10 protein-coding genes are annotated in these 12,477 nt (G+C 58.0%); 6 read left to right on the top strand and 4 right to left on the bottom strand.

Going from position 1 to position 12,477, the window contains the following annotated elements; all coding sequences use genetic code 11:
- Positions 1 to 40 precede the first annotated feature (40 nt).
- Entirely contained in the window at positions 41 to 1,690 is a 1,650-nt protein-coding gene (locus tag AB6V08_RS17780) for an alpha,alpha-trehalase (RefSeq protein WP_368544135.1), read from the top strand.
- Between the two features lie 64 nt (positions 1,691 to 1,754).
- On the opposite strand, the gene AB6V08_RS17775 is transcribed toward AB6V08_RS17780, so the two are convergent.
- On the bottom strand, positions 1,755 to 3,344 hold the full coding sequence (locus tag AB6V08_RS17775; protein ID WP_368544134.1) for an STY4199 family HEPN domain-containing protein: 1,590 nt from the start codon (positions 3,342 to 3,344) through the stop codon (positions 1,755 to 1,757).
- 156 nt (positions 3,345 to 3,500) lie between these two features.
- Here AB6V08_RS17775 and AB6V08_RS17770 point away from each other — a divergent pair, with 156 nt between their 5' ends.
- Positions 3,501 to 4,043, top strand: coding sequence for a GNAT family N-acetyltransferase (locus AB6V08_RS17770; RefSeq protein ID WP_368544133.1), 543 nt, complete (start codon positions 3,501 to 3,503; stop codon positions 4,041 to 4,043).
- A 68-nt stretch (positions 4,044 to 4,111) separates the two neighbouring features.
- On the top strand, positions 4,112 to 4,585 hold the full coding sequence (locus AB6V08_RS17765; RefSeq protein WP_368544132.1) for a lysozyme: 474 nt from the start codon (positions 4,112 to 4,114) through the stop codon (positions 4,583 to 4,585).
- Here the strand turns inward: AB6V08_RS17765 and AB6V08_RS17760 are convergent.
- Both AB6V08_RS17760 and AB6V08_RS17755 read right to left on the bottom strand, forming a co-directional pair.
- Complete coding sequence (locus AB6V08_RS17760; RefSeq protein ID WP_368544131.1) at positions 4,567 to 5,169, bottom strand: response regulator transcription factor; 603 nt, start codon at positions 5,167 to 5,169, stop codon at positions 4,567 to 4,569. The genes AB6V08_RS17765 and AB6V08_RS17760 overlap by 19 nt on opposite strands.
- 286 nt (positions 5,170 to 5,455) lie before the next feature.
- Entirely contained in the window at positions 5,456 to 6,214 is a 759-nt protein-coding gene (locus tag AB6V08_RS17755) for an SDR family NAD(P)-dependent oxidoreductase (protein WP_368544130.1), read from the bottom strand.
- Between the two features lie 119 nt (positions 6,215 to 6,333).
- Here AB6V08_RS17755 and AB6V08_RS17750 point away from each other — a divergent pair, with 119 nt between their 5' ends.
- The 3 genes from AB6V08_RS17750 (at position 6,334) to AB6V08_RS17740 (ending at position 9,905) form a co-directional block, all read left to right on the top strand.
- Positions 6,334 to 7,233, top strand: coding sequence for a LysR family transcriptional regulator (locus AB6V08_RS17750; protein WP_368544129.1), 900 nt, complete (start codon positions 6,334 to 6,336; stop codon positions 7,231 to 7,233).
- Positions 7,234 to 7,283: 50 nt separating this feature from the next.
- Positions 7,284 to 8,309, top strand: coding sequence for an inner membrane protein YhjD (yhjD, locus tag AB6V08_RS17745; protein ID WP_368544128.1), 1,026 nt, complete (start codon positions 7,284 to 7,286; stop codon positions 8,307 to 8,309).
- 273 nt (positions 8,310 to 8,582) lie between these two features.
- Positions 8,583 to 9,905 (top strand): MFS transporter, encoded by a 1,323-nt coding sequence (locus AB6V08_RS17740; RefSeq protein ID WP_368544127.1) that lies wholly within the window; start codon positions 8,583 to 8,585, stop codon positions 9,903 to 9,905.
- A 499-nt stretch (positions 9,906 to 10,404) separates the two neighbouring features.
- On the opposite strand, the gene AB6V08_RS17735 is transcribed toward AB6V08_RS17740, so the two are convergent.
- Positions 10,405 to 12,447 carry an AsmA family protein gene (locus AB6V08_RS17735; RefSeq protein ID WP_368544126.1) on the bottom strand — a complete coding sequence of 681 codons (2,043 nt, stop codon included), beginning with the start codon at positions 12,445 to 12,447 and terminating at the stop codon, positions 10,405 to 10,407.
- Positions 12,448 to 12,477: the final 30 nt, after the last annotated feature.

Genomic DNA, 12,477 nt, shown 5'->3' with positions numbered 1-12,477 from the left:
CCTGTCAAAAGTGAACAAACAACCGGAGGCGCTTATCATTATGTTCAACCAGAAACTACACCCTGCAGACGTTGTCGAGTTCGGGATTGAGGAAGAACTTTGCTACGAAACCGATCCCTGCGAGTTGAAACTGGATGAAATGATTGAGGCGGAGCCGGAGCCCGAAATGATCGAAGGGCTGCCCGCATCAGACGCCCTGACGCCCGCCGACCGTTACCTTGAGCTGTTCGAGCACGTCCAGTCGACGCGGCTGTTTGCGGATAGCAAAACCTTCCCCGACTGCGCGCCGAAGATGGATCCGCTCGATATCCTGATCCGCTACCGTAAAGTGCGTCGCCACCGCGACTTCGACCTGGCGCGCTTTGTGGAGAACCACTTCTGGATGCCGGAAGACTACAGCAAAGAGTATGTCTCTGACCCCGGCCTGTCCCTGAAAGAGCACATCGATAACCTGTGGCCGGTTCTGACCCGCGAGCCGCAGGATCATATTCCCTGGTCGTCCCTGCTGGCGCTGCCGCAGGCGTATATCGTCCCCGGCGGGCGCTTCAGCGAAACCTACTACTGGGACTCCTATTTCTCAATGCTGGGGCTGGCGGAGAGCGGTCGTGACGACCTGCTGAAGTGCATGGCGGACAACTTCGCCTGGCTGATTGAGCGCTACGGTCATATCCCGAACGGCAACCGCACCTACTATCTCAGCCGCTCCCAGCCGCCGGTGTTTGCCCTGATGGTGGAGCTGTTTGAGGAGGATGGCGTGCGCGGCGCGAAGCGCTATCTGGATCACCTGAAAATGGAGTACGCCTTCTGGATGGACGGCGCGGAGTCGCTGCTGCTGAATCAGGCCTACCGCAGCGCGGTGCGAATGCCGGACGGCTCCCTGCTTAACCGCTACTGGGACGACCGCGACACGCCGCGCGACGAATCCTGGATTGAGGACGTTGAAACGGCCCGCCACTCGGGGCGTCCGCCGAACGAAGTGTACCGCGACCTGCGCGCCGGAGCGGCCTCCGGCTGGGATTACTCGTCCCGCTGGCTGCGCGACCCGTCGCGGCTTGCCAGCATCCGCACGACGCAGTTTATCCCCATCGATCTGAACGCGTTCCTGTTCAAGCTGGAGAGCGCCATCGCCAACATTTCGGCGTCGAAGGGGGATAAAGAGACGGCCGAGCTGTTCCGTCAGAAGGCCAGCGATCGCCGCGCGGCGGTGAACCGCTACCTGTGGGATGACGAGAGCGGCTGCTACCGCGACTACGACTGGCGACGCGAGGAGATGGCGCTGTTTTCCGCCGCCAGCATCGTGCCGCTGTACGTCGGCATGGCGACCCACGAGCAGGCTGAACGCCTGTCCGATGCGGTAAAAGCCCGCCTGCTTACGCCGGGCGGTATTCTTGCTACCGAATACGAGACCGGCGAGCAGTGGGACAGGCCAAACGGCTGGGCGCCGCTGCAGTGGATGGCGATCCAGGGGTTCAAACAGTACGGCAATGACTCGCTGGGGGATGAAATCGCCTGGAGCTGGCTGCAAACGGTGAACCATTTTTACAAGACGCACCACAAGCTTATCGAGAAGTACCACATCGCCAGCAGCACCCCGCGCGAAGGCGGCGGCGGGGAATACCCGCTACAGGACGGGTTCGGCTGGACGAACGGCGTAGTACGGCGCCTGATTGGGCTGTACGGGGAGCCGTAAGGCTCTGTCGTTGGGGAGCGGGTCAGGGGGGCTTCCCCCGCCCAGGCTCCCGGAGAGAAAAAAGCTACTTAATGACCTCGTAAATCGCGCTCTGGATCGCCTGCCATTTTTTGGTGTCGGCATCCGGCTGCGCCAGCGCGCGGCGCTTCGCCATATCCGCATCGTGCTGCTGTCGTTTCACCACCGCCGGAACGGTACAGAACGCCTGCAAATACTGCTTACGCAGCGACGTGAGCGATTCTCCGTTCGACATCGCGTGGCTGAGGGTATTGATGAACCGACGGCACGGCTTTTGCTCCACCATCTGAGGCTGATAGCGCAGCATCAGCTCCAGCACGTCGTCATAGCCCGCCGACATCGCCTCTTCCATCCACGAAAGCTTCCAGTCCATCCCGCCCTGCAGGAACAGCAGCGCCACCCGCGTGTCGTTGCGGTTGATGGCCGAACGGAAGTTGTTTTCATCCCAGGTCACGCCCATGCGGGTTAAGGTTTCACGCGATGAGGGGGTTTCCCGCATTTCCTGAACCTCCACCGGCTCTGCGGCTTTAACCTGCGCGGGCTGCGGCTTACCGCTGGTGACGAGCCAGAATCCGCCCGCCACGATCGCAATCACCATCACGCCCACCGCCCCCCACAGCACGCCGGAAATCAGCTGCTCGCGCTGCTCGGGCGTGCGCGGCGCGCGCTGGGTTGGCTTCTCGATGGTGTCGCGCACCTCGAACAGATCGCCCCCGGTCACCCGGTCCATTTGCTGCGCCTTTTCCCAGAAGGCGTGCAGCTCGCCGGCATCCACCGACATCAGCCCCGTCGGGTTAACGCGCGTTCGCCCCTCTTCAAAGGCCCGCTGAACGGGGCGGGTGATTTGCGAATAGTAGTTATCCAGCAGCAGGATCTGCGCCGAGCTTAAACGCTGCTGCACGGTGATACTGTTGCGGATCTGGCGGATATCATCGAGGAAGGTTTGCAGGGTTTTACGCGGCTCAACCATCAGCGTCAGCATCATCGGATCGCTGAACAGCGACGCGTAATAGCGGCTGAACTCTTTTTTATCCACCACCATCTGCGCCAGCTCGCTGAACATCATGCCGCTCAGCACGTCGTTGATTTCCCCAAGCTTTAGCCAGCGCCGGACGCGATCGGGGTTAAACAGCGTTTTCAGGTGATTATTCAGGCGAACCGGATCGGGCCAGGCCTGCTGGATCAGCCCTTTAAGCATCAGCTCAATGGCGCGCACCTGCTTATGCGCCTGCTGCTGCTGGAGCTCGTTGCCGGGCGAAAGCTCGGTGCTGTAGGTTAACAGCGGCTGCTGCAAGCGAACGTGCTCCAGGGTGGTGACGAAGCGCATGGCGGCAATCAGCTGGTTTTCACTCACATCCTGCCCGCTTTCGTACTGCGGAACCCGCTGCTGGAGCAGGCGCAACTGCAAGGTGAAATCCGACATTTCAGCATCGTTCAGATTGAGCTGCTTGCCGATGGCCGCCCACCCGCCCAGGCCTAAGCGGGCGCTGTCCAGCTGTTCCAGGAACCAGCGAGGGTCTTTTCCTTCGGAAACATGTACATTCAGGAGCAGTAAAATTTCAACAGAGGCCTGACGGATCACCGCCAGACAGTGTTCGAACTGCTCACGGATATGATGTGATGTGCTGAGAGTCATTGTTTTCCTTTAAGGACAAAGACAACGAAAACGTTAAGGCTGACCGTGCAGGGGCCAATTTTCTTTTTATTTATACGCGGTTATAAACATAACCGAGTTTCCGCTGAAATAAAGTGACAGCTCTACAATCATTTTAAAAGCCTCAGGAGAATCTTAATGCCAGCCTTCACTACCGCGCGTCTGACATGCTCGCCTTTGCACGAGTCTGACTGGCGCTTTTTCCTTGCATTACAGCAAGATCCTGACGTTATGCGCTTCGTTGCGCAGAACCGCCCGGCTGAGGCGATCCGCGAGGCCTTTGATTCCCGTCTGGCGCCGTGGCTGCCGGGCAGCCCACACTGGCTGTGCCTGGTCGTGCGGGACAGCGCCAGCCGGACGCCGCTGGGGGTCACCGGGTATATTCACCGGGAAGAGGACTGTGCCGAAGTGGGGTTTCTGTTTGCGCCCTCAGCCCAGGGCAAAGGCTATGGCTTTGAGTCGCTGCAGGCGCTTTTGGCGTACGCGTTTGGCGACGGCGGAATTCGCCGGATGACCGCCACCGTCACCGCGGGGAATGTCGCTTCGCGGGCGCTGCTGGAAAAAGCCGGGTTCACCCTGGAGGGGGAGCTGCGGGAAAGTTACTTCCTGGCGGGACGCTGGCAAAACGACTGGCTGTTTGGCTTATTGAAACACGAGTTTCAGACCCGAAAAGGCGCATAAGGGGCCATTTGGCGGATATGTCTGCCCCCTCGTTTCCTCTACAGTAGCGCCTCAAAGAGGAAACGACTATGACAGGCCCTTTGCTAAAGATATCGCCGACGGGTATTGCGTTGATTAAATATTTCCAGGGACTTTCTCTTGAGAAATATCGCGATGAAAGCGGTTTATGGGTTATTGGATTCGGCCATATTATAAGTCAGCCAGATATATCACCCAGAATAATAACTAGCGCGCAGGCCGAACGGTTATTGCATGACGATATTTTTCAATGTGAAGCGTTTTTACGAAAAATAATCCCCACCGCGCTCCCGCAGGAAAAACACGATGCGCTCGTCTCGTTAATATTCAGCTGCGGCGCTTCAGGATGCCTGAAAACCGGCATCCTTCAGGAAGTGGCGCAGGGACGCTACGCGGAGGCGACGTCGCTGTGGCGCAATGCGCTGACGCTCAACGGCAAAAAAATAGAAAGCCTGGCGGCGCAGCGCCAGGCCGAATGCGCGCTTTTCAACGCTGGAATTGCCGATTATGCCGCCCGGGTATAGAGCATCGCTGCCTGGGTACGGTTTTTCACATCAAGCCGACGAAAAAGCGCTTCGAGGTGCGCTTTCACCGTTCCGGTGCTGATATTCAACGCCCGGCTGATGCCTTTGTTCGACTCTCCAGCGGCCAGCAGCTTCAGCACATCAAGCTGGCGCTCGCTCAGGGAAGAGAGCTCCTGGGGGGAGGGGCTTGCGTGTGCGACCCATTCACGGGGAAAACAAACCATCCCCCTGGCGACGGATTCCAGTACCGCCGAGAAGCGCTCTGGCCGCGCGTTGCGGGGGATAATCGCCATCACGTTGCACTGCATGAGTTGCTCAACCCAGCGCGGCTCTTTTTTATTCAGAACGACCACCAGGCGCAGCGCCGGGAAACGCATTAACATCTCTTCCAGCAGCGCCATACCGTCATTCTGAATAACGCCGCCGTCGATCATGACAATGGAGGCCGGAGATTCAGCTAACAGCGCCCACAGTTCATCAGTCTGACTCGTCCCTGATATATTTATTCCCGGAATTAAAACCTGCAGACTATTTATCGCCCCATGAATAAATATCGACTGTCTGTCAAACATGATTACTCGCATTACTTTTTTCCTCTTTGAAAACCCTCTGCCACGAAATATCACCATGGATGGATAATAAGGACGCAAAAATTCGCGTGGGGGATTCTACAGAGGGTCTATTAGAGAAAAAACCCAAGGACGGGAAGCGTTACAAATTGCCTGGCTTCATTAAATTTCGCCAGATTTTGACACAACCATTTTAAGGAAAGCCTTAACAGGGGAACGGATAACCCCTGTCCTCACAAACCGTCCCCTCTCCCTGCGGGGAGAGGGTCAGGATGAGGGGAACAGAGGGCTTTGACGGGGATTACAGGAACATGCCGCCTGAAACTTCAATGCGCTGCGCGTTCATCCAGCCCAGGTTATCGCTCAGCAACGCGGCAATGGCGTTGCCGATGTCATCCGGCAGCCCCACGCGGCCCAGCGCCGTCTGGGAGGCCAGCATGCGGTTAAGTTCCGCGTTGTCGCGCACGCGGCCGCCGCCAAAATCGGTTTCAATCGCACCCGGCGCGATGATGTTGACGGAAATCCCGCGCGCCCCAAGCTCTTTCGCCTGATAGCGCGTCAGCACTTCCATGGCCCCTTTCATGGAGGCGTAGGTGCTGGAGCCCGCCTGTGCAAAGCGCGCCAGGCCGCTGGAGACGTTCAGGATCCGCCCGCCGTCGGCAATCAGCGGCAGCAGGCGCTGCGTCAGGAAGAACGGGCCTTTGAAATGGACGTTCAGCGCTTCATCGAACTGGGCTTCGGTCGTTTCGGCGTAAGGCGCATATAAACCCGTTCCGGCATTGTTCAATAAATAATCGAAGGTATCACGCTGCCAGATGTTTTTAAGCACCGCCTGCACGTGCTGAGCAAACGCCTCGAAGCTGGCAATATTGCCGACATTCAGCTGCAATGCTGCCGCTTTCATCCCTTTCGCTTCAATTTCCCGCACCACTTCCAGCGCTTCTTGCTCGCTGCTGTTATACGTCAGAATGATTCCCGTGCCGGCATCCGCCAGCTTCAAAACCGCATTTTTACCCAGGCCGCGGCTACCGCCAGTCACTAAAGCAATACGTTCAGACATAAGAAACCTCGTTTCGGCTGTTATGGAGATTGAGAAAGAGCTTATTAGGTGATAGAAAAACAATAAAGACAGTGAAAAGCGCTTCACTGTTTCACTTTGAACAACAATGAGCTTTATCTATGGATAAAATTCACGCAATGCAGCTTTTCCTCCGCGTCGCGGAGCTGGAAAGTTTTTCCCGCGCCGCGGACACCCTGGGGCTGCCGAAGGGGAGCGTTTCGCGGCAGATTCAGGCGCTGGAAAATATGCTCGGCACGCAGCTATTGCACCGCACCACCCGCCGCGTCAGCCTCACGCAGGACGGCATGGTCTATTACGAACGCGCCAAAGATCTGCTCACTAACCTCGACGAACTGGACGGCATGTTCCAGCTCGACCCCTCCAGCATCAGCGGAAAACTGCGGGTGGATATGCCCGTCGGCGTCGCGCGAAATTTAGTCATCCCTCAGCTCCCGGCATTTTTGCAGCAGTATCCCGGCATTGAACTGGAGCTGAGCAGCAGCGACCGGCTGGTCGACGTGATTCGCGAAGGCTTCGACTGCGTAGTGCGCGTCGGCACGCTGAAGGATTCCGGGCTGATCGCCCGCCCGCTCGGCAAGCTGTCGGTGATCAACTGCGCCAGCCCGGATTATCTGGAGCGTTTCGGCTACCCTGACAGCCTGGAAGATTTAGGCTCACACGCGGTAATTCACTACGCCGCAAGCCTGGGCTCGCGCCCGCAGGGGTTCGAGTATTACAACGGCAGCACAACCCAGTGGATCAAGACCGGCGGCGTTCTCACCGTCAACAGCACCGAAACCTATCACGCGGCGTGCATTGCCGGGCTGGGCATTATCCAGGTGCCGCGCGTGGGCGTGCGTGACTCGCTGCGGGCGAAAAAGCTGCTGGAGATCCTGCCGCAGTACCGCGCGGAGCCAATGCCCGTTTCGCTGATTTATCCCCATCGCCGTAACCTCTCCCGCCGGGTGCATCTCTTCATGGAGTGGTTAACAAATCTGACAAAAGCTTACGTGGACTAGCCGCAGGCTATACTTCAGTAACATCCAGCTCAACGAAAAGGAAAATGCGCGTGACGCCGGAAAATAACTCGCAACGCCCCACCCAACATTTAGAGTACGATCCCATCAGAAAGATGGACACCGAGCCTGAAGCGGAAAAAGCGCCGGGCAAAGCCAACAAAGCGCTGGAAACCGTCACCAGCACGGCGAATAAAATCCAGCGGCGCCCGATGATTGCGCACCTGATCCGCGCCGCCGAGCGCTTTAACGACCGTCTGGGAAATCAGTTTGGTGCCGCTATCACCTACTTTTCCTTCCTGTCGATGATCCCGATCCTGATGGTTTCGTTTGCCGCGGCGGGTTTTGTTTTGGCCTCACATCCCACGCTGTTGCAGGACATCTTTACTAAAATCCTCAACAACGTCAGCGATCCGACGCTGGCGACGACGCTCAAAAGCACCATCAACACCGCCGTTCAGCAGCGTACCACCGTGGGGATAGTCGGCCTGCTGGTTGCGCTCTATTCCGGCATAAACTGGATGGGCAACCTGCGCGAGGCAATACGCGCCCAGTCGCGTGACGTGTGGGAACGCACGCCGCAGGACCAGGAGAAAATCTGGGTTAAATATTTCCGCGATTTTATCTCGCTGATTGGCCTGCTCGTGGCCCTGATCGTGACGCTCTCTATCACCTCGATCGCAGGTTCCGCGCAGCAGATGATTATCTCGGCGCTGTACCTGGACTACATCGAATGGCTGAAACCCGCGTGGCGCCTGATCGGCCTGGCGATTTCTATTTTTGCCAACTACCTGCTGTTCTTCTGGATCTTCTGGCGATTACCGCGCCATCGCCCGCGTAAAAAGGCGCTGATCCGCGGCACGCTGATTGCGGCGGTTGGCTTTGAGATCATCAAAATCGTGATGACCTATACCCTGCCATCGCTGGTGAAATCCCCGTCCGGGGCGGCGTTTGGCTCGGTGCTGGGGCTGATGGCGTTCTTCTACTTCTTCGCCCGCCTGACGCTGTTCTGCGCCGCCTGGATAGCCACCGCTGAATACAAAGACGACCCGCGAATGCCGGGCAAATCCCACTCCTGATTTATTCATCGGGCTGAATAAGAATGCAAAAATTCAGCCCGATCTATAATTTCAGAATATAAATCCAGCCCGTAACTTTTATTTAACCGAAAACTAGTGTTATTCGCTGATATTTAAAAAGTGTGAAGCATTTCATAGAAGGTATTTGGCTGGCCTGAAAATTATCCGCTTTTTGCTGCTTTTCTCGACAGTCGGCCCCTTTGTTACAGATTGAAATGTCGCTTTTGCTGTGCGTAATATGGCCGTTCGTTCGTCAAAATATAAGAATATTTTATGCAAGCAACCGCCACAACACTCGACACAGAGCCGGAAAGCGTTCCGGTTAACTCACGCAATAAAGTTGTCGTCGCATCGCTGATCGGCACCGCCATTGAGTTCTTCGACTTTTATATTTACGCCACGGCCGCGGTGATTGTTTTCCCGCACATCTTCTTCCCGCAGGGTGACCCGACGGCGGCCACGCTACAGTCTCTGGCCACCTTTGCTATCGCCTTCGTCGCCCGTCCAATCGGCTCTGCGGTATTCGGTCACTTCGGCGACCGCGTAGGGCGTAAAGTGACGCTGGTCGCGTCGCTGCTGACGATGGGGATTTCTACCGTGGCGATCGGCCTGCTGCCGACCTACGAAACCATCGGCATTCTGGCCCCGATACTGCTGGCGCTGGCTCGCTTTGGTCAGGGTCTGGGTCTGGGCGGTGAATGGGGCGGCGCGGCGCTGCTGGCGACCGAGAACGCCCCCGCGCGCAAACGTGCGCTTTACGGCTCCTTCCCGCAGCTCGGCGCGCCTATCGGCTTCTTCTTCGCGAACGGCACCTTCCTGCTGCTCTCCTGGCTGTTAACCGACGAGCAGTTCATGAGCTGGGGCTGGCGTATTCCGTTTGTCTTCTCTGCGGTGCTGGTGCTGATTGGTCTGTACGTGCGCGTGTCGCTGCACGAAACCCCGGTGTTTGCCAAAGTCGCCGCCGCGAAAAAACAGGTCAAAATCCCGCTGGGTACGCTGCTGACCAAACACGTCCGCGTGACCGTGCTGGGCACGTTCATCATGCTGGCAACCTATACGCTGTTCTACATCATGACCGTTTACTCGATGACCTTCAGTACCGCCGCCGCGCCGGTTGGCCTGGGTCTGCCGCGTAACGAAGTGCTGTGGATGCTGATGATGGCGGTCATTGGTTTTGGCGTAATGGTGCCGATTGCCGGCCTGCTGGCCGATAAGTTTGGCCGTCGCTCCAGCATGATCGTGATTACGTCGCTGATTATTCTGTTCGCGCTTTTCGTCTTCCCGCCGCTGTTAGGCTCGGGCAGCCCGGCGCTGGTGATGGCGTATCTGCTGATTGGCCTGAGCCTGATGGGGTTGACCTTCGGCCCGATGGGTGCGCTGCTGCCTGAGCTGTTCCCGACCGAAGTGCGTTATACCGGGGCGTCGTTCTCCTATAACGTGTCGTCGATTCTGGGCGCGTCCGTGGCGCCGTACATCGCCACCTGGCTCCAGGCGAACTACGGTCTGTTCTACGTAGGCGTGTACCTGGCGGCCATGGCGGCGCTGACGCTGATCGCGCTGCTGCTGACCCACGAAACGAAGCACCAGAATTTGTAATTCACTGCGGCCTGATGCCCTCACCCTGACCCTCTCCCACAGGGAGAGGGATCCCCGGTAATATTGAGCTCTCGAAGCGACAGTTTTTTTCATAAAAATAAATACGTTACAGCGCCCCCCTGGTCCGGCTGAAAATCGCCGAAGCGTTTACGGAAGGCCGGGTCGACGCGCATGGATGCGCGGCGAGGGCGGCTTTACAGGGACGTTACATCCGCCCGTCCCCGATTAGCCTGGAGCAAGCGCTGAGGGTCATCGCGAAGCGACGATTTTCTTGCCGGGAGCCCGGGTTGTCAGGGCGGTGGCGACTGAGCCGCCCTGACACGTTCACAGGTAGTGTGGTTACAGAGAAGCAGATAACGTGAGGTGAACGGAATGACCGCCAGAGCCGTATGTCCCCCCTCACCCTGACCCTCTCCCAAAGGGAGAGGGGATTATTATGTGCGAACATTATTTTCCGGGGATCTCTCAGCCCACGGGCAAGGGTATAAGCGACCGCACCTTACTTCTTCATCTGCGACAAAATATTCCGGCACTGATTCGCATCCCCTTCTGACGGAGAGATCAACGCCAGCAGCGCCGCTGCCGGGGTGACCAGCGTCGCCAGCGCGGCCGCAACGGCACCGCGGGCAATCAGCGGCCCGGCCTTCACGCCCGCCTGCGGATTTTTGAACGTCCCGCGCACGTACAGCGGCGAGCGCAGGGTAATGATGCGTATCCCCTTGCTCTCAGGATCGATGGTCAAATCCAGCTGCTCCGAGGCCATGCTCGCCGTCCCGGTCACGTTGATCACCGCGTTCTCGGTGTCGAAGGCAAAGATCTGCGGACGCGCCACGCCGTTAACCAGATCCAGATTCGCCGCCGCGCAGTTCACCCGCACCTCGTCGTCACCGAAGATCTGCCCGATGATGAAGTTACCGACGTTAAGGCCGAGGATCTCCATCAGGTTGCGGCTGATCAGCCCGTCGTTCATCAGCAGCTTCAGGTTGCCGTTGCTGCTGCCGAGCAGTGCTGCCACGGAGTTACCCACCCCGCGAATGTCCGCATCGCCGTTCATCTCACCGAGGGTTTTCTGCATCAGCTCGACGTTCGGCATCAGCTCTTTCAGCTTCAGCCTGCGCGCCTGAATATCCGCGCTTCCCTGCATCGGCTTTTTGTCGCCTTCAAGGTGAATATTCGACGAGATTGTCCCGCCAGCCAGGCCAAACTTCAGCGGCTTCAGGCGCAGGTCGGCATTTTTGAGGATGATATGGGTTGAGAGGTCGCTAATCGGCAGCGTGCTGCCGTGCTCGATTTTGCGCCCCTTAAAGCGCACGTCGGCATCCATCACGTCCCACTTGTCGGTTTCGAAGCGGTCGTAAGGCAGGACTTTACCCGCAGGCTGAGTGTCTTTTTTCACCTCTTTGGATTTGGTGCCTTTCCCGGAGTCTACGCCGATCAGCGGCCCCAGGTCGGCCAGACGCAGCTGGCGGGATTCCACGTCCCCTTCCAGCTTCGGACGCGGCTTGCCGGTGGTGTAGGTCAGGCTGCCGTGAATATCGCTGTCGCCAATCCGGCCATTAAAATCGCGGTAATCAAAGACCGAGGCTTTTTCGGTATCGATTTTCGCCACCAGGTGACCGTCGGTTTCAAACGGCGGCGTATCCGGCAGCAGCACGCCCGTCAGCTCGTACAGCGCGCCCAGGGAATCCCCGGCGAACTTCAGGCGCAAGTCGACGCCGCCCATATTCATCGGGTCGTTGACCGTGCCCACAAACGCCACGCGGGTGTTTCCGGAGCGGAAATCCGCCTGCACCGGGAACGGCGTGCCTTCGCTGCGCAGGGCCAGCATCCCGCCGATTTTGCCCTTACCGGTCAGCGGCTGCCCGTTGTAGCGCCCTTTTGCCGTCAGGCCGAAGACGTAATCGCCCGCTTTGGCGCCGTCGCCTTTTTCCTTGCTGCCGGTGACTTCGCTAAACGGCAGCGGCTTGCCCAGCGGATCGACCAGGATCTCCACGTCCGCCTTGCTCACCTTGTCGTCGATGGCGATCCGCCCGCGATCGAACAGAATGTTATCCAGACGGAATGACCAGGACGACGGCTGTGCGTTGGGATCTTTATCCCCGCTGCTGGCGAGGTTAAACGTCCAGTTGTTGTTCTTTTCCGACAGCCGAATCAGGCGCGCATCGGGCTGCTGGAGTTTGATCCACGGCAGATAGACAGTCTTGGTGAGCAGCGCGAGCGGCGCCAGCGTGGCTTCAACGCGCGGCAGATGCACCATCGTGACTTCAGGGATATCCGGCGGATTGCCGAGAACAATATCGTCTGCATGAACGTGCGGCCAGGGCACCCAGCTTCGCCAGCCGGTTTCCTCTTTCTGACGTTCCCAGACGACGCCCAGATCGCCGCGTATGGCGAAGGGTCGATTCAGTTCGGTTGAGACTTTCTGATTGATGGTCGGTTTTAGACGATTCCAGTCGAACGTAGCGATAATGATGATTGCCACCACAATCAGCAACAAGAAAATCCCAAGTACCCAGGTGACGATCCTGGTCGTTTTCGACATTGTTTTCCCCTTTCCAATGGCCTTTCCTTT

Source organism: Enterobacter soli (assembly GCF_964208575.1).
Taxonomy (GTDB): domain Bacteria; phylum Pseudomonadota; class Gammaproteobacteria; order Enterobacterales; family Enterobacteriaceae; genus Enterobacter; species Enterobacter soli_A.
The sequence above is the reverse complement of the archived record's forward strand: the minus strand, read 5'-3'. Positions and strand labels throughout refer to the sequence as shown.